The 24312-nt window shown below is 70.0% G+C and carries 20 protein-coding genes; 11 read left to right on the forward strand and 9 right to left on the reverse strand.

Annotation, left to right across the window (positions count from 1 at the left end; translation table 11 throughout):
• Positions 1–108: 108 nt before the first annotated feature.
• The 3 genes from rarD to ilvA are packed head-to-tail and all read left to right on the forward strand — an operon-like array spanning position 109 to position 5961.
• Complete coding sequence (gene rarD / locus G6022_RS08340; protein ID WP_182638561.1) at positions 109–1047, forward strand: EamA family transporter RarD; 939 nt, start codon at positions 109–111, stop codon at positions 1045–1047.
• Between the two features lie 42 nt (positions 1048–1089).
• Positions 1090–4644, forward strand: coding sequence for a DNA polymerase III subunit alpha (dnaE, locus tag G6022_RS08345; RefSeq protein WP_182610097.1), 3555 nt, complete (start codon positions 1090–1092; stop codon positions 4642–4644).
• 42 nt (positions 4645–4686) lie between these two features.
• Positions 4687–5961 carry a threonine ammonia-lyase IlvA gene (gene ilvA / locus G6022_RS08350; protein WP_179525083.1) on the forward strand — a complete coding sequence of 425 codons (1275 nt, stop codon included), beginning with the start codon at positions 4687–4689 and terminating at the stop codon, positions 5959–5961.
• Between the two features lie 7 nt (positions 5962–5968).
• Here the strand turns inward: ilvA and treZ are convergent, their stop codons facing one another.
• Entirely contained in the window at positions 5969–7747 is a 1779-nt protein-coding gene (gene treZ, locus G6022_RS08355) for a malto-oligosyltrehalose trehalohydrolase (RefSeq protein ID WP_179525084.1), read from the reverse strand.
• A gap of 50 nt (positions 7748–7797) precedes the next feature.
• On the opposite strand from treZ, the gene G6022_RS08360 reads away from it, so the two are divergent.
• Together G6022_RS08360 and G6022_RS08365 are read left to right on the forward strand one after the other, a co-directional pair.
• Entirely contained in the window at positions 7798–8475 is a 678-nt protein-coding gene (locus G6022_RS08360; RefSeq protein ID WP_182638562.1) for a YigZ family protein, read from the forward strand.
• Between the two features lie 4 nt (positions 8476–8479).
• Positions 8480–8716 carry a hypothetical protein gene (locus G6022_RS08365; RefSeq protein WP_179525086.1) on the forward strand — a complete coding sequence of 79 codons (237 nt, stop codon included), beginning with the start codon at positions 8480–8482 and terminating at the stop codon, positions 8714–8716.
• 30 nt (positions 8717–8746) lie between these two features.
• Here G6022_RS08365 and G6022_RS08370 read toward each other — a convergent pair whose 3' ends face one another.
• The 3 genes from G6022_RS08370 to G6022_RS08380 all read right to left on the reverse strand — a co-directional run bounded on the left by G6022_RS08370 (position 8747) and on the right by G6022_RS08380 (position 11125).
• On the reverse strand, positions 8747–10126 hold the full coding sequence (locus tag G6022_RS08370; RefSeq protein WP_182638563.1) for an IS630 family transposase: 1380 nt from the start codon (positions 10124–10126) through the stop codon (positions 8747–8749).
• On the reverse strand, positions 10099–10545 hold the full coding sequence (locus G6022_RS08375; RefSeq protein ID WP_241731122.1) for a nitroreductase family protein: 447 nt from the start codon (positions 10543–10545) through the stop codon (positions 10099–10101). Before G6022_RS08375 ends, G6022_RS08370 begins: the two co-directional genes overlap by 28 nt.
• Before the next feature lie 124 nt (positions 10546–10669).
• Positions 10670–11125, reverse strand: a complete 456-nt coding sequence (locus G6022_RS08380) for a VOC family protein (RefSeq protein ID WP_182609567.1) — start codon at positions 11123–11125, stop codon at positions 10670–10672.
• Between the two features lie 105 nt (positions 11126–11230).
• On the opposite strand from G6022_RS08380, the gene G6022_RS08385 reads away from it, so the two are divergent.
• Together G6022_RS08385 and G6022_RS08390 are read left to right on the forward strand one after the other, a co-directional pair.
• On the forward strand, positions 11231–12211 hold the full coding sequence (locus tag G6022_RS08385) for a transcriptional regulator (RefSeq protein ID WP_182617947.1): 981 nt from the start codon (positions 11231–11233) through the stop codon (positions 12209–12211).
• Between the two features lie 28 nt (positions 12212–12239).
• Positions 12240–12605, forward strand: coding sequence for an RNA-binding S4 domain-containing protein (locus G6022_RS08390; protein ID WP_179525090.1), 366 nt, complete (start codon positions 12240–12242; stop codon positions 12603–12605).
• 6 nt (positions 12606–12611) lie between these two features.
• On the opposite strand, the gene treY is transcribed toward G6022_RS08390, so the two are convergent.
• From treY to G6022_RS08405, 3 genes are read right to left on the reverse strand one after another with little or no spacing between them, the layout of a single operon-like run.
• Positions 12612–15074, reverse strand: coding sequence for a malto-oligosyltrehalose synthase (gene treY / locus G6022_RS08395; RefSeq protein WP_182691347.1), 2463 nt, complete (start codon positions 15072–15074; stop codon positions 12612–12614).
• Positions 15075–15076: 2 nt separating this feature from the next.
• A complete protein-coding gene (gene glgX / locus G6022_RS08400) occupies positions 15077–17221 on the reverse strand; it encodes a glycogen debranching protein GlgX (protein WP_182609854.1) in 2145 nt (714 codons plus the stop codon).
• Between the two features lie 56 nt (positions 17222–17277).
• Positions 17278–19437 (reverse strand): acyltransferase family protein, encoded by a 2160-nt coding sequence (locus tag G6022_RS08405; protein WP_182609853.1) that lies wholly within the window; start codon positions 19435–19437, stop codon positions 17278–17280.
• Between the two features lie 139 nt (positions 19438–19576).
• Here G6022_RS08405 and G6022_RS08410 point away from each other — a divergent pair, with 139 nt between their 5' ends.
• On the forward strand, positions 19577–20179 hold the full coding sequence (locus tag G6022_RS08410; protein WP_187701306.1) for a hypothetical protein: 603 nt from the start codon (positions 19577–19579) through the stop codon (positions 20177–20179).
• 3 nt (positions 20180–20182) lie between these two features.
• Here G6022_RS08410 and G6022_RS08415 read toward each other — a convergent pair whose 3' ends face one another.
• Positions 20183–20902: an NUDIX domain-containing protein gene (locus G6022_RS08415; protein ID WP_179525094.1), complete on the reverse strand. Its 720-nt coding sequence runs from the start codon at positions 20900–20902 to the stop codon at positions 20183–20185.
• A gap of 72 nt (positions 20903–20974) precedes the next feature.
• On the opposite strand from G6022_RS08415, the gene nadA reads away from it, so the two are divergent.
• From nadA to G6022_RS08430, 3 genes are all read left to right on the forward strand, one after another.
• On the forward strand, positions 20975–22060 hold the full coding sequence (nadA, locus tag G6022_RS08420) for a quinolinate synthase NadA (RefSeq protein ID WP_187700272.1): 1086 nt from the start codon (positions 20975–20977) through the stop codon (positions 22058–22060).
• Between the two features lie 77 nt (positions 22061–22137).
• Positions 22138–22959, forward strand: coding sequence for a carboxylating nicotinate-nucleotide diphosphorylase (gene nadC, locus G6022_RS08425; protein ID WP_182610795.1), 822 nt, complete (start codon positions 22138–22140; stop codon positions 22957–22959).
• Between the two features lie 65 nt (positions 22960–23024).
• Complete coding sequence (locus tag G6022_RS08430) at positions 23025–23549, forward strand: hypothetical protein (RefSeq protein ID WP_182616728.1); 525 nt, start codon at positions 23025–23027, stop codon at positions 23547–23549.
• A 9-nt stretch (positions 23550–23558) separates the two neighbouring features.
• On the opposite strand, the gene G6022_RS08435 is transcribed toward G6022_RS08430, so the two are convergent.
• Positions 23559–24089 carry a hypothetical protein gene (locus G6022_RS08435; protein ID WP_182616726.1) on the reverse strand — a complete coding sequence of 177 codons (531 nt, stop codon included), beginning with the start codon at positions 24087–24089 and terminating at the stop codon, positions 23559–23561.
• Positions 24090–24312: the final 223 nt, after the last annotated feature.

Here is a 24312-nt window from a genome sequence, read left to right on the forward strand (position 1 = left end):
GCTTCGCCGTCCGCCCGCTCCAGCCCCAGCAGGTCGACGCCGCGTTCCCCCTCCCCGACGACGCCCCCGTGCCGTCGGCGTGAGCGCGCGGGTGCCGGGGTGGTGCGGATGACCGAGCGGGGAGGGGAGCTCCGCGGGCGGGATCCCGCCGACCGGTCGGTGGCGCTCGGGATGCTCGCCGGGGTCCTGGCGTACACGCTCTGGGGCTTCTTCCCCGCGTTCTTCCCGCTGCTCGAGCCCGCCGGTGCGGTCGAGATCGTGGGCCACCGCATCGTGTGGTCGCTGGTGATCATGGCGCTGGTGCTCACCGTCATGCGACGGTGGCGGGAGCTGTGGGCGCTCGACCGCCTCTCGTGGGCGCGGATCGCCGGCGCCGCCGCGTTCATCACCGTGAACTGGGGTGTGTACGTCCACACGGTCAACTCCGAGCGGGTCACCGAGGCGGCCCTGGGATACACGATCAACCCCCTGGTGAGCGTGCTCCTGGGAGTCCTGGTCTTCCGCGAACGGCTGAACCGCCCCCAGGTGTTCGCGGTGGCCCTCGCCGCCGTCGCGGTGGGGGTTCTCACCGTGGGGTACGGACACTTCCCGTACCTCTCGGTGCTCCTGGCGTCGAGTTTCGGCCTCTACGGGGTCTTCAAGAAGAAGCTCCGGGTGGACCCGGTGGTGGGGATGACCGGCGAGGTGCTGCTCATCGCGCCGCTCGCGCTCGCCGTTCTGGTGTGGCTGGGTGTGACCGGCGCGGGCACGTTCACCGGACACGGGGTGGGGCACGCGGCGTTGCTCGCCACCTCGGGCCTGGTGACCGTGGTGCCGTTGCTGTTGTTCGCGGTGGCCGCCCAGCGGATACCCCTGGCCACCGTCGGCATGCTGCAGTACATCATCCCGGTCCTGCAGATGGCCTGGGGGATCCTGGTGGTCGGGGAGCGACTGGACGCGGTCCAGTGGACCGGCTTCGCGTTGATCTGGGTGGCCGTGATCGCGTTCACGCTGGCCGGACGGTCACGCCGCCCGACGCATGCTGGCGTTTCGGGTCGTGTCGGATAACCGACCTACACTGGGCCGGACAAGCCGTAGGAGGAATGCTGCGTGGGCGGATCCCAGTTCGTGCATCTGCACAATCACACCGAGTTCTCGATGCTCGACGGGATGGCGCAGATCAACCCGATGTTCGCCGAGGCCTCCAGGCTCGGGATGCCCGCGGTGGGCATGACCGACCACGGCAACATGTACGGGTCCTCGGACTTCTACAAGCAGGCCGTCAAGACCGGCATCAAGCCCATCATCGGTATCGAGGCGTACGTCGCACCCGAGTCGAGGTTCAACAAGAAGCGCGTGCTGTGGGGCGAGAAGCACCAGAAGGGTGACGACGTCGCGGGTTCGGGCGCCTACACCCACATGACCATGGTCGCCGAGAACGCCACCGGCCTGCGCAACCTGTTCCTGCTGTCCTCGCTGGCCTCCTACGAGGGACAGCTGGGCAAGTGGGCCCGGATGGACGCCGAGATCCTGGCCGAGCACTCCGAGGGGATCATCGCCACATCGGGTTGTCCCTCCGGCGAGATCCAGACCCGCCTGCGCCTGGGCCATCACAAGGAGGCCTACGAGGCGGCCGAGAAGTGGCAGTCGATCTTCGGGAAGGACAACTTCTTCCTGGAGCTCATGGACCACGGGATCGACATCGAGCGGCGGGTCCGCGAGGACCTGCTCAAGCTCGGCAAGGACCTGGGCATGCCGCCGTTGGTGACCAACGACTGCCACTACGTCACCCGCGAGCAGTCCCACGCGCACGAGGCGATGCTGTGCGTACAGACGGGCAAGACCCTCGCCGACGAGAACCGCTTCAAGTTCGACGGCGACGGGTACTTCCTCAAGTCCGCGGCGGAGATGCGCGCCCAGTGGGACACCGAGGTCCCCGGTGGGTGCGACAACACGCTGTGGATCGCCGAACGCGTCCAGCCGTACGACGAGATCTGGGCGCCGAAGGACCGGATGCCCAAGTTCCCCGTGCCCGAGGGCGAGACGGAGGACACCTGGCTCGCCCGAGAGGTCCACAAGGGCCTGGAGTGGCGGTTCCCCGCGGGGGTTCCGCAGGAGTACCTGGACCGCGCGGAGTTCGAGCTCGAGGTGATCAAGGGCAAGGGGTACCCCGGGTACTTCCTCGTGGTCGGTGACCTCATCGAGTACGCCCGCTCCATCGGGATCAAGGTCGGCCCGGGCCGAGGGTCCGCGGCGGGTGCGCTGGTGGCGTACGCGCTCAAGATCACCAATATCGACCCGATCGAGCACGGCCTGCTGTTCGAGCGGTTCCTCAACCCGGAGCGCCCGTCCGCCCCGGATATCGATATCGACTTCGACGACCGTCGCCGCGGCGAGATGATCCGCTACGCCAGCGACAAGTGGGGCGCCGACAAGATCGCCCAGGTCATCACGTTCGGCACCATCAAGACCAAAGCCGCCATCAAGGACGCCGCGCGCGTGAACTTCGGCCAGCCCGGGTACGCGATCGCCGACCGGATCACCAAGGCCCTGCCACCGGCGATCATGGCCAAGGACATCCCGCTGTCGGGCATCACCGACCCCAAGCACGAGCGGTACGGCGAGGCCTCGGAGGTCCGTCAGCTCATCGAGACCGACCCGGACGTCAAGCGGATCTACGACACGGCCCGCGGACTCGAGGGCATGGTCCGGCAGGCGGGTGTCCACGCGTGCGCGGTGATCATGTCCTCCGAGCCGCTGCTCGACGTGATCCCCATGTGGAAGCGGGCGCAGGACGGCGCCCTGATCACCGGGTGGGACTACCCCTCGTGTGAGGACATCGGCCTGCTCAAGATGGACTTCCTGGGCCTGCGCAACCTCACCGTGATCGGGGACTGCCTGGAGAACATCAAGTCCAACCGCGGCGAGGAGATCGACCTCGACACGCTCAGCACCGATGACCAGGCGACCTACGACCTGCTGGCCAGCGGTGACACCCTCGGCGTGTTCCAGCTGGACTCCGGTGGCATGCGTGAGCTGCTCAAGCGCATGAAGCCCACCGGCTTCAACGACATCGTGGCCGCCCTCGCGCTGTACCGACCCGGCCCCATGGGGATGGGGACGCACTGGAACTACGCCGACCGCAAGAACGGCAAGCAGGAACTGGTGCCGATCCACCCGGAGCTGGAGGAGCCGCTCCGGGTGATCCTCGGCGAGACCCACGGTCTGATCGTGTACCAGGAGCAGATCATGGCCATCTCCCGCGAGCTCGCGGGATACACCGCCGGTGAGGCCGACGGCTTCCGCAAGGCCATGGGCAAGAAGAAGGCCGAGGTCCTGGCCGCCGAGTACGAGAAGTTCTCGGGCGGGATGTTCGAGCGCGGCTTCTCCAAGGAGGCCGTGGACGCCCTGTGGGGGACCATCGAGCCCTTCGCCTCGTACGCGTTCAACAAGTCCCATGCGGCGGGGTACGGGCTGGTGTCCTTCTGGACCGGCTACCTCAAGGCCAACTATCCGGCGGAGTACATGGCCGCCCTGCTCACCTCCGTGGGTGACGACAAGGACAAGGCCGCGCTGTACCTGTCCAACTGCCGGCAGATGGGGATCCGGGTCCTGCCTCCGTCCGTCAACGAGTCGCTCACCAATTTCGCCTCGGTGGGCACGGACATCCGGTTCGGTATGGGTGCGGTCCGCAACGTCGGTTCGCACGTCGTGGACTCCGTCGTGGCCGCCCGCACGGAGAAGGGGGCCTTCACGGACTTCTCCGACTACCTGGCCAAGATCGACCAGACCGCGTGCACCAAGAAGGTCACGGAATCGCTGATCAAGGCCGGTGCGTTCGACTCCCTGGGGCATCCGCGCAAGGGTCTGTTCCTGGTGCACGCCGACGCGGTCGAGTCGGTGATGTCCACCAAGAAGGCCGAGGCGGTGGGCCAGTTCGACCTGTTCGGCGGGGGGGACGCCGACGAGTCGGGAGGCGCCTCCGCCTTCAGCGACGTCTTCGCGGTCCGCGTCCCCGACGAGGAATGGGAGATCAAGCAGAAGCTGGCGCTCGAGCGGGAGATGCTCGGTCTGTACGTCTCGGGCCACCCTCTCGACGGGCTGGAGTCCGCGCTCGCCGCCAAGACCGACACGTCGATCGCCACCATCCACGAGGGCGAACTCGCGCACGGCACCGCGGTGACCATCGGCGGGATCATCTCCGGCGTGGATCGGCGGGTCAACAAGAACGGCGAACCGTGGGCGATCGTGACCATCGAGGACTTCAACGGCAGCGTCGAGGTGCTCTTCTTCCCCAAGACGTACCGCCTCGCCGCCCTCGACATCGCCGAGGACGCGGTCGTCCTGGTCAAGGCGCGCATCAACATCCGTGAGGACCGGGTGTCGGTGTTCGGTGACACCCTCGAGGTGCCGGACCTGGTCGTGGGCGGCAACGGCGCCCCGCTGGCGCTGACCCTGCCCACCCGGATGTGCACCATCGAGACCGTTACCGCCCTCAAACAGGTGCTCGGCCGACACCCCGGACCCTCCGACGTCCACCTGCGGCTGGTCAACGGGAACTCCTCGACGGTGTTGCGACTGGACGACCATCTGCGGGTGGAGACGTCCTCCTCGCTCATGGGGGATCTCAAGGCGCTGCTCGGGCCGGGTTGTCTCACCGGATGACCAGTTGGCGGTGACGGACCGCACGGTGGGACACTGGTCGTCGTGACCGTCACCGACTCCGCCGCGACCCAGGTAGTGACCCCAGACGACATCGACATCGCCGCCCGCCGCATCGGCGACGTGATCCTCGCGAGCGAACTGCACCAGAGCGAGCGGTTGAGCGAGCAGACCGGCGCGACCATCCTGCTCAAGCGCGAGGACCAGCAGGCGGTGCGGTCGTACAAGATCCGGGGCGCGTACAACCTGATGTCGCAGTTGACCGGTGACGAGCGCAGCGCGGGCGTGGTGACGGCGAGCGCCGGCAACCACGCCCAGGGCGTCGCGTTCGCCTGCCGGAGCCTCGGGATCAATGGCCGCATCTACGTCCCCACCAACACCCCCAAGCAGAAGCGGGATCGGATCCTCGCCCACGGTCGCAACTGGGTGGAGCTGGTGGTCACCGGCGTCAACTTCGACGCCGCCCAGACCGCGGCCCGCGCCGACGCCGAGCGGACCGGTGCGACGATGGTCCCGCCGTTCGACCACCCGGACACCATGGCCGGTCAGGGAACCATCGCGGCGGAGATCCTGGCGCAGCTCGACCGGGTCCCCGATGCGGTGGTGGTGCCGGTCGGCGGCGGCGGTCTGGTGGGCGGGCTCGCCACCTACCTGGCGGAGTACGCGCCCGACTGCAAGATCATCGCGGTGGAACCCGCGGGAGCGCCCTCTCTGACCCGGGCTCTCGAGGCGGGCGAGCCCGTCACCCTCGACACCGTGGACACTTTCGTCGACGGTGCGTCGGTGGCACGGCTCGGGGATTTCCCGTTCGGGGTGATCTCGTCGATGACCGAGCGGATCCAGGTCCTCACCGTGGACGAGGGTGCGGTGTGTACGGCGATGCTGGAGCTGTACCAGAACGAGGGGATCATCTCCGAGCCCGCCGGCGCGCTGGCGGTCACCGCACTCGAGCAGCTCGAGATCGACGAGGGCGCGACGGTCGTCTGCATCATCTCGGGCGGTAACAACGACGTCTCGCGGTACAGCGAGATCATTGAACGCTCGTTGGTGCACCAGGGGCTGAAGCACTACTTCCTGGTCAAGTTCCCCCAGGAGCCCGGCCAACTGCGTCGATTCCTCGACGAGGTGCTGGGTCCGGAGGACGACATCACGCAGTTCGAGTACCTCAAGCGCAACAACCGCGAGTACGGGGCCGCCCTCGTGGGTATCGAACTCGGCTCCGCCACGGGCCTGCACTCCCTGCTCGAGCGGATGGAGGCCTCCCGGATCGACTGTGAGCGGCTCGAGCCCGGCACCGCGGCGTACGAGTACCTGACCTGAGGCCCGTCTACCCGGTGTCCGGGCGGGTGCGCACCACCGCGAACCCGAACGCCTGACAGAAGACCGAGTCCTCGTCGACCACCGCCCCCGAGGCCAGCACCGCCTCGCCGGCCACCGGGACCCTGCTCGGCTCGGTTCCCAGGTTCACCACCAGGGCGAGCGATCCGCGGTGGACGATCAGCCAGCGGCCGTCGTCGGCCTCGACCCCGCACCGCACGCGGACCGACCCGAGCCACGGATCGGTCAGCTCGGGCTCGGCCCGCCGGAGGGCGATGAGTGCGCGGTACCCCCGGAGGATCTCGGCGTGCTGGTCCCGGGTCTGCTCGGACCGGTCCAGCACCGACCGCCGGAACGTCTCCGGGTCCTGGGGGTCGGCCACCGTGGCCGGGTCCCATCCCATCTCGGCGAACTCGCGGGTCCGGCCCCGGCGCACGGCGTCGGCGAGCTCGGGCTCGGGGTGCGAGGTGAAGAAGCAGAACGGGGTACGCGCGCCCCATTCCTCGCCCTGGAACAGCATCGGCGTGAAGGGGGAGCACAGGACGATCGCGGCCTTGGCCAGCTGCTGCGCGGGTGAGAGGTTCACGGAGGGCCGGTCACCCGCGGCGCGGTTGCCCACCTGGTCGTGGGTGAGCGTGTACGCCACGAACCGGCTGCCCGGGACCCGTCCGACATCCAGCGGGCGGCCGTGGACCCGCCCCCGGAACGCCGACCACGTCCCGGCGTGGAGGAACGCCCCGGTGAGGACCTGCCGGAGTGACTCGAGTGACCCGAAGTCCGAGTAGTAGCCCTGGCGTTCACCGGAGACCGCGGCGTGGACCGCGTGGTGCACGTCGTCGTCCCACTGTCCGGTGAGGCCCAGTCCGCCGCCCTCTCTCGCGGTGACCAACCGGGGGTCGTTCTGGTCCGACTCCGCGATCAGCGACAACGGTCGCCCGAGGTGGGCGGAGAGGGACTCGACCTCCACCGCCAGCTGCTCGAGCAGGTGCACGGCCGAGGCGTCGTGCAGGGCGTGGACCGCGTCCAGGCGCAGGGCGTCCACGTGGAACTCGTCGAACCAGCGCAGGGCGTTGTCGATGATGTACCGGCGCACCTCGCCCGAGTGGCGGCCGTCGAGGTTGAGCCCCGATCCCCACGGCCCGTCGGCGGCGGACAGGTACGGGCCGAACTCGGGCAGGTAGTTCCCCGACGGCCCGAGGTGGTTGTAGACCACGTCAAGACACACTCCCAGTCCGCGGGCGTGGCAGGCGTCCACGAACTGCTGGAACGCGTCCGGTCCTCCGTACGGCTCGTGCACGGCGAACCACGCCACCCCGTCGTAACCCCAGCCGTACTCGCCGTTGAACGCGTTGACGGGCATCACCTCGACCATGTCCACGCCCAGCTCCACCAGGTCGTCGAGGTACTCGATCGCGCTGGTCAGGGTGCCACCGGGGGAGAAGGTTCCCACGTGCATCTCATACAGGAGTGACCCGGCCAGTTGCCGACCCGTCCAGGCCGAGTCGGTCCAGCGCGTCGCGTCCACCCGGTGCACCCGCGAGAGCCCGTGCACGCCGTCGGGCTGACGCGCCGACCGCGGGTCGGGACGCGCGTCGCTCACCTCGCCATCGTCGCCCGTCACCACGAACCCGTAGTCCCTGCCCTGCTCGCGGACGACGGTCGAGGCCCACCAGCCGTCGGCGGTGCGGTGCATGGCGATCGGATCGGCGTCGGCGGAGTCCAGGACCAGGCCGACGGCCTCGGCTGTCGGCGCCCAGACGGAGAACGTGTCACTGCTCGGGAAGGTCACACCCCCAGGGTAGGGAAAACCACCGGGGGCGGGGCGGCGATACTGGTCCCATGACCGACCCCGGGACACGTGTGCTCAGGCTGGCCGCCGGCCCGGACGTCACCGGCGAGTACGAGGAGAAGCGCTCGAGGTTCCTCGCCGTGGTGAGGAGGTGCGACGACGAGGAGGCCGCCCGCGACCTGATCGCCGACCTCCGCCGTGCCCATCCGGCCGCGCGCCACCACTGCAGCGCCTTCCTGGTGGACGTGCCGGGGTCGAGCCGGATCGAGCGCTCGAACGACGACGGCGAACCCTCCGGAACCGCCGGCACCCCCATGCTGGAGGTCCTGCGCGGCAGTGGGCTCACCGGGGTGAGCGCGGTGGTCGTGCGGTGGTTCGGCGGCACCCGGTTGGGCACGGGCGGTCTGGTCCGGGCGTACGGTTCCGCGGTGTCGGCCGCCCTCGACCAGGCGTGGCGGACGGGTCGGGTCGTGGAGGTCACGCGGACGCCGGCGTGGCGTGCCGAGGTCGACCACTCGGTGGCGGGAGGCCTCGAGGGAGCAGTCCGCGGGGCGGGTGCGCGGGTGCTCGGCGTGGACCACGGCCGGCGGGTGGTGTTGACCGTCGCCGGGGAGCTCGAGGTGCTGGGGCCGATCCTGGCGACCCGGACCTCCGGTGGGGTCGAGTGGCAACCCGCAGGGGTGGCGACCACCGAGAACGCGGTGCGGTGCCGAGATATGGAATCCTGACGGTATGAGCATGCAGCCCTACCAACCGAACTCGATCGAGGTCCAGAAGCAGCAGGTGCGCAAGGATGCGCGCACCACGGCGATCGCGCTGGGCGTGACCGTGGTGGCGCTGCCGATCGCGTTGTTCGCCAGCTCGTTCTTCACCGTGGTGGCGATCCTCGCCGGGATCGTGGCGATCTACAAAGGCAACCAGGTGCGCCAGGCCATCTCGGGCAAGCCCAAGAATCGCGAACTGTACTGACGGATCCGGATCGACCGTGGGCGTCCCCGGTCAGCCGTGGCGGCGGACCACGTCGGTGAGATCCGCCCGATCGGCCCGGAAGGTGTTGGCGGGGTGCTCGGGGTCGGCGTAGCCGAAGGCGATCCCGCACACGATCAGCCGGTCCTCACCGATCCCGAGGTGCTCGCGGACCCCGTCCGAGTAGAGCGCGAGCGCGGCCTGGGCGCAGGTGGCCACGCCCAGCGAGGACGCCGCCGCGAGGAACGTCGCCACATAGCCACCGCAGTCCACCGCGCCGTAGGTGCCCAGGCCCGCGTCCGAGGTGATCACCGCGACGTGCGGGGCGCCGAAGAACCGGTAGTGTCGCGTTTCTGAAGTTGGTTTAGGGTTCGCTTTCGCGAGGATCTGTTCGGGAGTTTTAGTCCAGACGAACGGGTGTTTGCGGTCGTTCCAGCCCGTGATGAACTGGCGAATCTTGGCATTGAGGTCCTTGACAGATGTAAAGACACCACGGCGGATGGCCTGCCGGTCGATGATCCCGAACCAGACTTCCACGAGGTTGAGCCAGGATCCGGACGTCGGGGTGAAGTGCACGTGGAACCGCGGATGCTGTGCCAGCCACACCTTCACCGCCGGGGTCTTGTGGGTCGCGTAGTTGTCCATCACCAAGTGCAGGTCAACCTCCGGGTAGGCGCGGTCGAGTTGACGCAGGAACGCCAGGAACTCCTGATGGCGATGCTTCGGCTTGACCGCGCCGGTGACGTGCCCGGTCGCAATGTCCAACGCGGCGAACAGAGTCGTGGTGCCGTGCCGCTTGTAATCGTGGGTGTGCCTTTCGATGCTGCCGGTGCGCATCGGCAGCATCGGCGCGGTCCTATCCAGCGCCTGGATCTGACTCTTCTCGTCAACACACAACACGATCGCGTTGTCCGGTGGCGCCAAGTACAACCCCACCACGTCGGTGACCTTCGCGACCAGTTCGGGATCGGTGGAGAACTTGAACGTTCCGGCCCGCCAAGGCTGCACCCCGAACTTGCGCCACGCCCTGGCCACGGTGGCGTTACCGATCTTCAGATGATCCGCCAGCAGGCGTGAGGACCAGTGCGTCACCCCGTACTTCTTCGGCGGAGGAGTCAACGTCGTGGTGATGATCTTCTGGTCATCTATCCGCTTCGGCCGGCCAGAGCGCGACTCGTCGAACAGGCCCGCGATCCCATCCGCCTCATACCTGCCTCGCCACTTCCACACCGTCGTCGGCGTCGTTCGCTCCCGGTCAGCGATCCGAGAGTTCGCCTGACCTTCCGCCGCGAGCAGGATAATCCGCGCCCGCATCGCCAACCCCGATTGGATCGACGTTGACCGCGTCCACGACTCCAACTCCTCGCGGTCACCATCACGAAGAATCAAAGCCGGAGCCGGGTTATTGGGCATGACCCATTCTCCCAAACACCCAAGCATTTAGGAACTAACGACACGCGACAGTAGTTCTCCAGCATCTGCGTGAGCCGTGCCTCCTTGTCCGAGCGCTCGATGCCCAGCGCGGTGTAGAGGCCGTACCCGCTGGCCCGCCGCCGTTCGCCGTACACGCCCTCGTAGCGCTCGGGTGCCGGCAGGTCCGAGCGCATCCCGTTGGCCAACACGTACTCCGTGAGGTGCTTGCCGAACTCGGTTGTCGCGTGCCCGGTCACCAGGTCGACCTGCCACGCCTGCGAGTTGCACCAGGACGCCGTGCGCTGGGCCATCTGCAGGATCCGGTCGATCGTCTCCTCGGGAACGGGGTCGGAGGTGAACCCTCGGCAGCTGTAGCGGTCGTCGAGGATCCGCTCGAGCGTGGCGGCGGCGTCGGTCATGGGCCCTCCAGGAGGTCGTGCGGGACTGTGATGTCAGTCTCGCACGGGGGGCACGCGGCCCCCGGCCGGGGCCCGTCCCGAGCCCCGGCCGGATCCTTCGTGCAACCGGGTGACCGCGGTGGGATCAGTCCGCCGGGTTCCCGGCCACGTCCACGCTCCAGGTGACGCCGAACCGGTCCGTCAGCATCCCGAAGCCGGCGCTCCACGCGGACGCCGCGAGGGGCTCGATGACCGTCGCACCCTCGGCGAGTGCGCTCCAGTACCCCTCCGCCTCACCGAGGGAGCTGACGCTGACGGAGTCGAAGAACGGCTGATCGGTCACCGTCATGCCGTTCTGGCGGGTCGTGAGACCACCGAAGGGCTCGTCGCGTCCGGGGATGTCGTACGCCATGACGCTGAAGCCGCAGTCCGCGGTGACGCGGCCGAAGACCACCTTCCCGGCGTCCGGGGCGTCCTGGGGCATCCCGACCTCGCCATAGGTCGTGATGTGCACCTCGCCGCCGAAGGCGCGCTGGTAGTGCGCGAGCGCCTCCCGTGCGGTGCCGGGCAGGTTGAGATGTGTGGTGGTGGTGACTGACATGGTGACTCCCTCGGGTGGGACCGGATCCGCGGCGATCTGCCGCTCGGCTCCATCGTGTCGGGGCTCGAGGACACGGGGTGTCCTCTTTTCCGGGAGAATGGGACCATGAGCGGAGCTCCCGAGCGGACACTGGCGTTGCTCTCCCTCCTGCAGTCCCCGAGGAGTTGGCGGGGTGAGGAGTTGGCGCAGCGCCTGGAGGTGACGACCCGCACCGTGCGTCGTGACGTGGACCGCCTCCGCGAGTTGGGGTACCGGATCCAGGCGGTGAAGGGGCCCGACGGCGGGTACCGGATGGAGTCGGGGACGGAGTTGCCGCCCCTGAGGTTCGACGACGACCAGGCGGTCGCGATCGCCATCGCCCTGCGACACTCGGCCGCCGCGGGTGTCGAGATGGGTGATGCCGCGCACCGCGCGCTGGCGACGGTACGACAGGTGATGCCCTCACGACTGCGGCACCGGATCGACGGGATCCGGTTCGACAACTCAGCCCACCCCACCGGAGTCGACTCCACCGGCGTCACCCCCGCCGTCGTGGAGGCCGTCAGCGAGGCGGTGCGGAGGAGGATGACCCTGCGCTTCGGCTACCGCGACCCCGATTCACCGTCCCGGCGGACACAACCGCACGGGGTGGTGGCGCGGAACGGACGCTGGTACCTGGTCGCGTGGGACCTGGACAGGGACGACTGGCGCACGTTCCGGCTGGATCGCATGACCCCACGACTACCCACCGGGCCCGCCTTCGAGGCCAGGGGGATCCCGACCGGCACCGCGACGGGATTCCTCGCGAGCCGGTCGAAGGGGTCCGCCCACGACGACGCGTGGCCGTGCGTCGGGGAGGTCGAGATCGACCTCCCCGTGACCGACGTGGCCCGCTGGGTGCACGACGGCGAGGTCGAGGCGCTGTCGGCGGACTCCACCCGGGTGACGCTCGGGTCGTGGTCCTGGGCCGGCGTGATCGCCGCGGTCGTGCGTTTCGACGCCGGGTTCCGCGTCCTCGGCCCCGACGAACTGCTCCGGGCGGCGCGGGAGCTCGAGACCCGGCTGGCCGCCGCGCGGACACCCCGTGACGGTGTCCCGACCGGTTAGCGACGACCGGTCTCGCTATCCTCGCCCTATGGCAGTGCGGGTGGACGCGTGGACGTGGTCGGTGCGGCTGTTCCCGTCGCGGACCAAGGCGGCGGCCGCCTGCCGCGGCGGGCACGTCAAGGTCAACGGGGAGGCGGTGCCACCGTCGAAGGCCGTCGTGCCCGGAGATCGCGTCCAGGTGACGGGCACGCTCGGTCGGATCCGCGTCCTCGAGGTGGTCCGGACGGTCAACAAACGGGTGGGCGCCCCCGTCGCCGTGACCTGCTACATCGATCACTCGCCACCGCCCCCTCCCAGGGAGGTGCTGGCCTCACAGCCGCGGCGGGAGAGGGGAGCGGGGCGGCCGACCAAGCGAGAGCGACGCGAGACCGACCGCCTCCAGGGCCGCGGGTAGGGCCGGTCAGTCGTCCGAGCGGACGATCAGCACGACCGGCGACCCGGCCAGCAGGTCACCGACGTCCACCCGGCCGGAGATCGACGAGCCGTCCGGGCGTACCACCCAGGTGCCCTCCGGGAGCAGGACCTCGGTTCCGCCGAACTCGCCGGCCCCGACCACCGCGGTCCGCCGCCTGGCGATCATGCCGACCGCCGCACGCCCGTCGACGAACCTGGTGAACGCCACCACGTCGGCGGCGGCGGGCCCCCGCACCGGAAGCGGGACGTGCGCGCCGGCCGCCATCGCCGCCGGATGCGCACGCCGGATCCGCAGTGCCTCACGGACCAGCGCGAACTTGGGGTGCCCGCCGCGGGCCACCGCGCCGGACCGCAGGGGCTCGTAGTCCACGAACCGGCGGTTGTCCGGGTCGACCAGCGAGTCGTCCCACACCTCCGTGCCCTGGTAGACGTCGGGGACCCCGGGGGACAGCAGTTGTGTCGCCTTGGCGATCAACGAGTTGTCACGCCCGGCGGGGGCGATGCGGTCGACGAACGGGGTGAGCAACGCGCCGCCCGAGTCGAGCAGGGTGTCGATCCACCGGTGGGCGGCGGACTCGAAGTCCGCGTCCTGATCGGTCCAGGTGGTGTGCACGGCGGCCTCACGTAGGGCCTTGTCGGCGTAGTCGTGCAGGCGGGACCGCAGGTCGTCGGCGGGATCGTCGCGCTCCGGCCACACCCCCACGATCACCTGGAGCAGGAAGTAGCCCGCGTCCTCGGCGGGCGGGGGGAACGTCCGGAACACCTCGGAGACCAGATCCGCCCACTCGTCGGACAGCTGGGAGAGGACCGAGATCCGGGCGCGCACGTCCTCGCCCCGCTTGGTGTCGTGGGTGCTGAGCGCCGTCATGGCCAGGGGGGAGGCGAGCGCGCGTTCGGCCATCGCGAGGTGGAAGGCCTCCACCTGCATGCCCATCCGCCCCGGTGAACCGCCGACCTCGTTGAGCGAGACCAGCCGGCCGAGCCGGTAGAACAGGCGGTCCTCCTCGGCCTTGGCGGTGGCCGCACCGGTCACCTGCGCCAACCGGCTCGAGGCCTCGGCACCACGGGCCAGAGCCCCGGCCACGAGACCCAGCACGGGAGCCAGTTCGGGGCGGTCGCGGTGCAGATCGTCCAGTATCGCGGGCAGGGTCCCGCGGAGGACGGGATAGTCGGCGCGATAGGCGGGCGTGCGCTCGATCACCGAGACCAACGCCTCGCGGAGGAGGGCCCCCTCGTCGTCACCACCCGTCACGACACTCGGCTCCCCGCCGAGGGCGGCCTCACGCCGCACCGCGCGGGTCAGGCGGCCCAGTTCGGGGGCGAGGTCCTCCAGGACGATCTGCCGCTTGAGACGGGCGGACTGATCGTGGACCTGCTCCTCGTCGCCGGGGCCGCCGCAGTACCGGGAGGCCAGCTCGGTCAACCGCGCCTGTCCGCCCCGGTCCACCAACATCTGGTCGATCAGCCGGAGGGCGTCGTATCCCGTGGTCCCGTCGACGGGCATGGCGGGCTCGAGCACTTCGGCGGGCGCGAGGATCTTCTCCACCAGCAGCCACCGGTCCTCGCCGGCCAGCCCGCGGAGACGCCGGGTGTAGCCCACGGGATCGGCGAGGCCGTCGGGGTGGTCGACCCGGATGCCGTCGACCAGATCCTCCTCGCACCAGCGGGCCACCTCGGCGTGGGTGGCGTCGAAGACCGCCGGGTCCTCCTGGCGCAGCCCGGCCAGCCCGGTCACGGTGAAGAACCGCCGGTAGCCCAGGAGCGGCTCCCGCCAGTGGACCAACCGATAGTGCTGGCGGTCGTGCACCTGTTGCGCGGTCCCGCCCCCGGTGCCGGGGGCCGCCGGGAAGCGATGGTCGTAGAAGTGCAGCTCGGCCTCCGCAGCGTCCGTGTCGGAGGTGTCGGTGTCTGTGGCGGTGTCGGTGGGGGTGACGACGACGAGCTGGTCGACGTCCTCCGGTGAACCCAACACCGGGATCGCTATCCGGCCGTCCGCCCCGTTGGCGGGCTCGGTGTCGAAGTCGAAGTACGTGAAATACGGCGACTCCGGGCCCCGGCGCAACGCGTCCCACCACCAGCGGTTCGCCGCCGGACGGTCCACGCCCAGGTGGTTGGGGACGATGTCCACCACCAGGCCCAGGTCGTGCTCCCGGCAGGCCGCCCGCAGCGACCGCAGTGCGCTGATCCCGCCGAGCTCCGCTGCGACCGTGGTCGGGTCCACCACGTCGTACCCGTGGGTCGATCCGGGGGTGGCCTCGAGGATCGGCGACAGGTACACCGATCCCACGCCGAGGTCGGCGAGGTAGGGGACCAGGGCCTCGACGTCGGCCAGGACGAACCCGCGGCCGTCCGGGTCGGACGCGGGCGTCCGCAGTTGGATGCGGTAGGTGCTCGCCAGGGCCGTACCCCTGCGCAGCGGCCCGGTCCCGGTCAGATCCGCGGCGGTCACGATCAGGTGACCTTGCGCAGCACGATCGTGCCGCGATCGGCCACCGTGATCGTGTCGTCCGACCCCAGCTCACCGGTGCGCTCCTCGAGGTGGACCGCGGTGTCCAGGACGACCTCCCAGCTCTCGGCGTACTCGGACCCCAACAACGAGAACTCGATGGGCTCGTGGTGGGCGTTGAACAGCAGGAGGAACGAGTCGTCGACGATCCGCTGGCCACGCTCGTCGGGTTCGTGGATGCCCTCACCGTTGAGATAGACGGCCAGGGACTTGCCGAAGCCGGAGTCCCAGTCCTTGTGGGTCATCTCGGACCCGTCCGGGCTGAACCAGGCGATGTCCTGCGGGTCCTCGTCGTCGCGGAGAACGGTGCCGAAGAACCTGCGCCGGCGGAACACCGGATGGTCCTTCCGCAGTCGGACCAGGGTGCGGGTGAACTCGAGGAGGTCTTCCTTCTCCTCGTCGAGGTCCCAGCTCATCCACGCGATCTCGTTGTCCTGGCAGTACACGTTGTTGTTCCCGCCCTGCGTGCGGGCGATCTCGTCACCGTGGGCGATCATCGGCGTGCCCTGCGACAGGATGAGGGTGGTCAGCATGTTGCGCCGCTGCCGGTGGCGCAGACGCAGCACCTCGGGGTCGTCGGTGGGTCCCTCGACCCCGCAGTTCCAGGAGCGGTTGTGGCTCTCGCCGTCGTTGCCGTCCTCGCCGTTGGCCTCGTTGTGCTTCTCGTTGTAGCTGACCAGGTCGTTGAGGGTGAAGCCGTCGTGGGCGGTGACGAAGTTGATCGAGGCGGTGGGGCGACGTCCGGTGTTCTCGTACAGGTCCGAGGAGCCGGTCAGGCGGGAGGCGAACTCGCCGAGAGTGGCGGGCTCTCCCCGCCAGAAGTCGCGGACGGTGTCGCGGAACTGCCCGTTCCACTCCGTCCACAGCGGCGGGAAGTTGCCCACCTGGTAGCCGCCCTCGCCGACGTCCCACGGCTCGGCGATCAGCTTGACCTGGCTGACCACCGGGTCCTGCTGGACCAGATCGAAGAACGAGGACAACCGGTCGACGTCGTGCAGCCCCCTGGCCAGGGCGGAGGCGAGATCGAACCGGAACCCGTCGACGTGCATGTCGAGGACCCAGTACCGCAGCGAGTCCATGATGAGCTGCAGGGAGTGGGGGTGCCGGACGTTGAGCGTGTTCCCGGTGCCCGTGTAGTCCATGTAGTGCTGTTCGTCGCCCTCGACCAGACGGTAGTACGCCTGGTTGTCGATCCCGCGGAACGCGATGGTGGGTCCCATGTGGTTACCCTCCGCGGTGTGGTTGTAGACCACGTCCAGGATCACCTCGATGTTGGCGTCGTGGAACGCCTTGACCATCGCCTTGAACTCGCTCACCGCGTCACCGGGCTTCTCCGCGAACGCGTACTCGTTGTGCGGGGCCAGGAAGCCGAAGCTGTTGTACCCCCAGTAGTTCCGCAGCCCCATGTCGATCAACCGCTGGTCCTGCATGAACTGGTGCACCGGCATCAACTCGATCGCGGTGACGCCGAGGTCGGTCAGGTAGTCGATGATCGCCGGGTGGGTCATGCCGGCGTAGGTGCCGCGCATCTCCGCCGGGATGTCGGGGTGCGTGGCGGTCATGCCCTTGACGTGGGCCTCGTAGATCACGGTGTTGTGGTACTCGTGCCGGGGCGCGCGGTCGTTGCCCCAGTCGAAGTAGGGGTTGATCACGACGGTGGTCATGGTGTGACCGAGGGAGTTCTCGGTGTTCCGTCGACCCGGGTCGTCCAGGTCGTAGCTGTGCAGGCTCGGGTGGCCGTCGAACTCCCCGTCGAAGGCCTTGCCGTACGGGTCGAGCAACAGCTTGGAGGGGTCGCAGCGCAGACCGTTCTCGGGCTCGTACGGCCCGTGCACCCGGAAGCCGTAGCGCTGCCCCGGGGTCACCCCGAACAGATAGCAGTGCCAGATATGACCGTCGACCTCGGTGAGCTCGACGCACTGCTCCCCGCCGTCGCGGTCGATCAGGCACAGGTCGACGCGCTCGGCCACCTCGGAGAACAGCGCGAAGTTGGTGCCGGTTCCGTCATACGTGGCACCGAGGGGGAAGGCGGTACCAGGCCAGGCACGGATGAGCTCTGGGGCGGACTGCTGCGCGTCGTCGTTGGTCACAAAGCCCAACAGTAGTGCGTTTCGGGGCGGGAGCCGCTGTGCCGGGCCCCCGGCGGTCACCACCAGCCGGTCGCGGGCCCCATCTGCCTGGCCAGTTCGCCCGACGCGGACCGGACCCACGACCCGGAGAGGTGGTGGGAATCGTGGTAGACGATCACGTTGCCCACCACGACCGGGCAGTTCGCCGGGTCGCACAGGCCGTCGGTGAGGTCGATCAGTCGGACCGAGTCGATCCCGGCCCCGGCGAGCCCGGCCGGGTTGATCGGCGCGATGGACCGCTCCCGGGGCATCCCGCACTCCTCGGGGGTGCCGCCGTCTCCCAGACAGTCCCCGGCCCGGATCGGGCCGCGGCCCTGGTTGAGCCACGGGGTGTCCCGGACGGCGATCACGCCGATGCCCTGCTGGTCGAGTGCACGCCACAGGTCCACGTACTGGCGCGGGGTGACGTCCGGGCCCACGACCCCCACCGGCCGGGTGGCGGTGGTGAACACGAAGTCGGGTGCCAGGCCCACGAGGGCGGCCAGGGCGGCGGGCGTCCACTCGGCGCAGCTCTCGTACAGCAACTCGTCGCTGTCGGACACCGAGGCGTCCAGGGTCAGCGGGCACCCCATCTTGAGCACCGTGACCACCCGGAAGCCGTAGTGTCGGCCGACCTCGTCGAGGCCGCTGATCCAGTGCTCGGCGTGGGAGCCACCCACCAAGGCGATGGTGCGCGGCGCGGTGACGTCGCCGTACACGCACATCTGCACCTCGGCCGACTCGAAGTTCGAGATGCAGCCGTCCAGGGTGCTCACGGGCAGGTCGTTGCCCACCTGCAGCAGTGAGGGGACGTAGTCGGCGTCCTCGGGGACCGGGATGCCGTCGAAGAAGGCGCGGGCCCCGGGGTGGTCCGGGTCGGTCAGTGAGTCGACATAGGGCACGGCCGAGCGGGAGGCGGACGTGGCGGTCCACCATCCGACCGTCCCGAGGCTGGCCACCGCGGCCACCACGACGAGGGCGGTGGCCTGGACGAAGCGGCGCTGATCGCGCGCGTTGCGTCCGGACCCCTTGCGGAGCGAGTCACGCTTCTGGGCGGCGGGGGTGGACCGCCCGCGTGCCCGGCTGGCCATCCGCAGCGGTCGCTCGACGTACTTCTCGGTCAACAGGGCGAGCACCACGGAGACCGCGACGATCGCCAGCCCCGACACCAGCGTGATCTCGGCCTGCCGGTCGTAGGAGAGCCAGAGGATGAGGAGCGGCCAGTGCCACAGGTACAGGGAGTACGAGATGTCGCCCAGGCGTCGGAACACCCGCGCGGACAGCAGCCAGGTGACCGGGTCCCTCCGCGGTGTCGCGCGCTCGCCCTCGGGGAGGTTGCCGCCGAGGATGATCAGCAGGGCCCCGCCGATCGGGTACCAGGCCAGGGGGCCGGGGAAGTAGGCGGCGCCGTCGATCACGAAGCCGCAGCTCACGATGAGCGCCAGCCCGGCGACGGTGCTGAGCATGCGCAACGGCCACGGCAGCACGATCCCCGCCAGCAGGATCGCCACGAGACCACCGACGAGGAGCTCCCACATCCGGGCGCCGGTGTCGTAGTAGTTCCAGGGCTGGTTGACGGCCTGCCCGTAGGCGGACCACCACACCGAGGCCGCGGTGCCCACGGCCACCACTCCGAGGAGCATCCACTTGGGCGAGCCGCCCCGCCCGATGAGCCGCCACATCGCGGTCAGGCCCAGGACGACGCCGAGGGCGACGAGATAGAACTGGCCCTGCACCGACATGGACCACAGGTGCTGCAGCGGCGAGATGGTGGCGTCGGCCGCCGCGTAGTCCTGGGAGGTGAGCGCGAGCTCCCAGTTCTGGTAGTACAGCAGCGAGGCGAGGGTCTGTTCGAAGATCGCCGACCACTGGGTAGGGGGCTTGATGAGGATCGTCCCCACGACGGTCGCGGCCACCGTGACCACCAACGCCGGGTACAGCCGACGGACCAGTCGCGTGAGATGGGGGATCGGGTTGAGGGCGGTGCGCCCGTCCGAGGCGCCGCGTAGGAGCGATCCCAGGAAGAAGAACCCGGAGAGGGTGAGGAACACATCGACGCCGCCGGAGACGCGGCCCATCCAGATGTGGAACACCACGACCAGTGCGATGGCCAGCCCGCGGAGCCCGTCGATGTCGTGCCGGTAGGCCATCTTCCCTCGCCGGCGGCGAGCAGGCGAGATCGGAGTGCTGGTGGCCACTGGCGAGTACTTCCTGACGGGTCGTCCGGTCTGTGCAGGCGCCCCGACTCTGCGAGCGCGTGCACCGAAGAGCATGGCGGAGCCGCGTCCGATTACACCACAGACGGTCGACAGCGCCCGCGTTGGTACAGTCCGGCCCATGCTCAGCTCGCCGATCCGCGCCGTGGGGACCGTGTCGGGAGTCGTCGGTCCGGCCGTGGTCGCGCTGCTGGTGTGGATCGTGGCGGCACCCCGCTCGGAGTTGCTCTCGGTGGGCGGCGGGAGGGGGTTGCGGCTCCCGGAGTCCGGGACGGACGGCGGCAGCCAGCTCCTGATGTTGATCGTCCTCCTCGGGGCGGCCGTCGTGTGTGCGGTGCTGACCTTGTGGCACCGTCACCCGGGCCTGCGGAGGCCGGGTGGCGTCACCGTCCTCGTGGTGCTTCCGGGGCTGACGTGTGCGGTCGCCGCGGCGGCCGCCTCGCCGCTCGCCGCGTTGCTGGCGCCGCCCGCGGAGGACGCCCCGTACGGGTCGGTGGTGGCGCAGTCGCCGGCGGCGGGGGCGCTGTTCTTCGACCGCATGATCTACGGGACGTCGGGGCCGTCGTGGGACTGGTTCCCGCCCGGGGCCGGATGGCTGGTCTTCGGCGCGATGATCGCTGCCTTCACCGTCGCGGTGTTGGCCCATTTCAGCCACTCGCCGGAGTTGCGTGACGGGGTCGACGGAGTGCGGCCGGAGTCGGCTGCGCCGGACTGGCTCGCCTGAGCTCTACAGGCGGTTCTCGGCGACGGCGTCGACAGGCGGCCGGAGGGTCGCGAACTGGTCGGTTATCCGCAATCTGCGCTCGGAGAAGCGGTAGAGCGCGGCGGGCCGACCCCCCGAGGGCCCCGGTGGCGCGCTGCGCCCGCACCGCACGAGCTCGCCCCGCCTGGTGAGGACCCTCTGCAGGTTGGTCGGATCCACAGGGTGGCCCAGGGCGGCGCCGTAGAGCTGCGCGAGATACGACAGCGTGAACTCCACGGGCGCCAGGGCGAACCCCAGGGTCGAGTAGGAGAGCTTGGCCGCGAGGCGGGCGCGGGCGCGGGCGACGATCTCCGCGTGGTCGTAGACGGTGTCGGGCAGCTGGTCGACCCGGAACCAGGCCGTGTCGTCGGGGATGGCCGGGTCGGCGTCGCTGGGGAGGACGCCGAGGAACCCGGAGGCGAACACGCGTCGGCCGGGTATGCGCCCCGGGTCGGAGAACTCCGCCACGGATTCCAGGTGGCTGAGCGATTGCACGTCGACCTTCTCGGCGAGCTGCCGGGTGGCGGAGGCGGGCAGGTCCTCGTCGTCCCGGACCTCACCGCCGGGCAGCGCCCACCGGCCGGCGGCGGGCCCGAGGGAGTGCCGCCAGAGCATCACGTGGAGCGTGGGCGCGGTGGCACCGGGCGCCGGTCGCACCTGGGTCACCACGACGAGCACTTCGTGACCGGTGTTACACTGCATCATGTTTTCGATTGTAAGTCGAAAACAGGGCCGGTGGCGTATCGGCCCACAGAACCGACCCGGGAGGGGGCAGCGATGAGCACTGCCACAGGACACGGCACCACGGTCGCGCCACGGCCCGACACCACCGTCGGACGGCTCGACTCGCCGCTCGCCACGAGGATCCGCCACGACGGCGCGGTGTACACGGGCGTCGAACCCGACGCGGAGTGGGCCGCCGAGATCCGCCGCCTCGCCGGCGAGCGTGACGCGGTGATCCTCGCCCACAACTACGAGGTCCCCGCCATCCAGGACATCGCCCACCACGTGGGGGACTCCCTGGCCCTGTCGCGCATCGCCGCGGAGGCCGAGCAGTCGACCATCATCTTCTGCGGCGTCCACTTCATGGCGGAGACCGCCAAGATCCTCTCGCCGGACAAGACCGTCCTCATCCCCGACGAGGCGGCGGGCTGTTCGCTGGCCGACTCCATCACCGCCGAGCAGTTGGCGGAGTGGAAGTCCGAGCACCCCGATGCCGTGGTGGTCTCCTACGTCAACACCACCGCCGCGGTGAAGGCCCTCACGGACATCTGCTGCACCAGCTCCAACGCGGTCGAGGTGGTCGAGTCGATCGACCCGGACCGCGAGGTGCTGTTCCTTCCCGACCAGTTCCTCGGCGCGCACGTCCGGCGCAAGACCGGCCGCGACAACGTGCTCGTGTGGGCGGGCGAGTGCCACGTCCACGCCGCGATCAACGGTGACCAGCTCACCGCCAAGTCGCAGGCCCACCCGGGCGCCGAGCTGTTCGTCCACCCCGAGTGCGGCTGCGCCACGAGCGCGCTGCACCTCGCCACCGAGGGTGCCGTGCCGGCTGATCAGGTCAAGATCCTGTCCACCGGCGGGATGGTCGACGCCGCCCGCTCCTCGGGTGCCCGCGAGGTCCTGGTGGCCACCGAGATCGGGATGATCCACCAGCTGCGCAAGGCGGCTCCGGAGATCGACTTCCTCCCGGTCAACGACCAGGCCAGCTGCCCCTACATGAAGATGATCACCCCGGCCGCGCTGCTGCGCGCGCTCGTCGAGGGCGCCGACGAAGTGCACGTCGATCCCGCCACGGCCGAGGCCGCGCGCGGGTCCGTCGAGCGGATGATCGCCATCGGCAACCCGGGATCCGGGGAGTGACCGGCGCGGGCGTGGGTTCGCCGGTATCCGGGGGAGACGACGACGAGCTCTTCGACCCCGACACCCGTGCCGACGCCCTGATCGCGATCAGGCGCGCCCTCGAGGAGGACCTGCGTTACGGCCCGGACGCCACCTCGCTGGCCACCGTGCCCGCGGACTCCCGTGCCACCGCACGACTCGCGACCCGATCCGACGGGGTGGTGGCCGGGTTGCCGCTGATCGGGATGGTCCTGACCGAGGTGCTCGGCGACGACTACTCGGTCACGCTCAGCGCGGGGGACGGTGACCGCGTCTCGGCCGGCGACGTGGTGGCCGAGATCACCGCACCGACGCGCGGGCTGCTCACCGCCGAGCGGACACTGCTCAACCTCGTGTGCCATCTCTCGGGGGTGGCCACCGCGACCCGGGCATGGGCCGACGAGCTCAGTGGCACCGGCTGCGCCGTGCGCGACACCCGCAAGACCATGCCCGGCATGCGCCTGCTGCAGAAGTACGCCGTCCGCTGCGGCGGCGGGGTCAACCACCGACTCGGCCTCGGGGATGCCGTCCTGGTCAAGGACAACCACGTGGTGGCCGCCGGTGGGGTGGTTCCGGCGCTGGCCGCCGTGCGCGAGCGGTTCCCGGACCTGCCCTGCGAGGTCGAGGTGGACTCCCTGGAGCAGCTCGACCAGATGCTCGACGCAGGCGTGGACCTGGTCCTGCTGGACAACTTCCCCGTCTGGCAGACGCAGATGGCCGTGCAGCGTCGGAACGCGATCTCACCCCGTACCCGGTTGGAGTCCAGTGGCGGCCTCGGTCTGGACGTCGCCGCCGACTACGCGCGCTGTGGTGTCGACTTCCTCGCCGTCGGCGGGCTCACCCACTCGGTCGCGGTCCTCGACCTCGGCCTGGATATGTGAGGTCCACCGCACCCGGCCGTTCGGGTGAGGTGTGGGTCGCCGGAACCCGCGTAAAGTTTGATGACATGACGGGCTTCTGGGACACGAGCGAGAAGAGCACTCCGGCGGAACGCCGACAGCAGCGGATGGCGGAGGCGCGCCGACGCGTGGAGTCCGGGGAGAACACCTCACCGCCGCCTCCACGGCCCGCCCCCGGCAAGCCCGCCCGGAGTCGCTCGGCGCGCTCGCCCAGGGCGGCCACCGTGGACCCGCTCTCCGTCACCGGGGCGCAGTTCGCCGTCTGGCGTAGCGTCCAGCACTTCTGCGCCACCGACTCGCTCCCGGACGCCCGCGGGGCCGATCTGGACCTGCTGGTCGCCTGGTCGGACTCCATCCAGCCGTTCCGCCTGCGCCAGCGGATAGTGGCACGCCTGGACTCCCAGGGCGCGTGGCTGCCGGTCTGCTACGCCAAGGACGGCGCCCGCGAGGCGATCACCCAGGCGCAGGCCGACCGTTACCGCGAGGCCAGGCTCGGCGAGTCCACACTCTCCGGTGGCGCGCAGAAGTCCCTCCGGGAGACCGACCACCCGGAGACCACGACCTCGCTCTGAGCAGGGCCCTCAGCGAGCGGCCAGTGCGAACCGCCGGCCCCGCGGTCGCGGGCCGGTGCTGAGGACCAACTCGTCGGCACCGGACTCACGGCCGGCCGGGCCCGTGGTCTCCTTGACGGCGGTGACCTCGTCGTCGTCGTGGAGGTCGTCGTCGGCGGTGCCGTCCCCGGTCCGGTCGTCGGTCAGGTCGACCGCCTCGGCGTCGCCGGGATGCTCGTCCACCGCGACGATCGCCCCCTCCCGCTCGAGATCGATGATCGCGGTGCGGGCCGCCCGGGCGTACCGCAGGTGTCGCATCGCGGGGGTGTCCGTATCGGGGTCGGAGGGGTCCACGTCGCCCAGTCTCAGCGGCTCGCCCGAAGGGGCCTCGTAGGCCTCGCAGACCGATTCGACGATCTCGTCCACCCCCAGACTGTCCCACTCCCCGAGCTTGTCCACGACGATCATGCGGGCGCGTTCCAGCGCGTCGGGCCCGGGGTCGGTGGCGGCGTCGATGGCGGAACGGATCTTCTCGGAACGGATCTTGTCAGTCGAACTCATGACCCGAGCCTGCCAGTCCCGGCGCCGGGATGCAGCCGGTCGCGCGGGCGCGCCCGGTGTGCTCCCGGTGTGCTCTGACGGACGCGCCGCTAGGACGAGAGCTCGGCCATGACTCGGGGGACCTCCGACAGCAGCTCCCGGGCGAGGAAGCCGGTGGGCCCGACCCGCACCGCGAGCCGCTCACCGGCCCGGCCGTGGGCGAAGGTGGCCCAGGCGGCGGCCT

Origin of the sequence: Dietzia sp. Cai40 (assembly GCF_014145165.1) — a bacterium.
GTDB lineage: Bacteria > Actinomycetota > Actinomycetes > Mycobacteriales > Mycobacteriaceae > Dietzia > Dietzia natronolimnaea.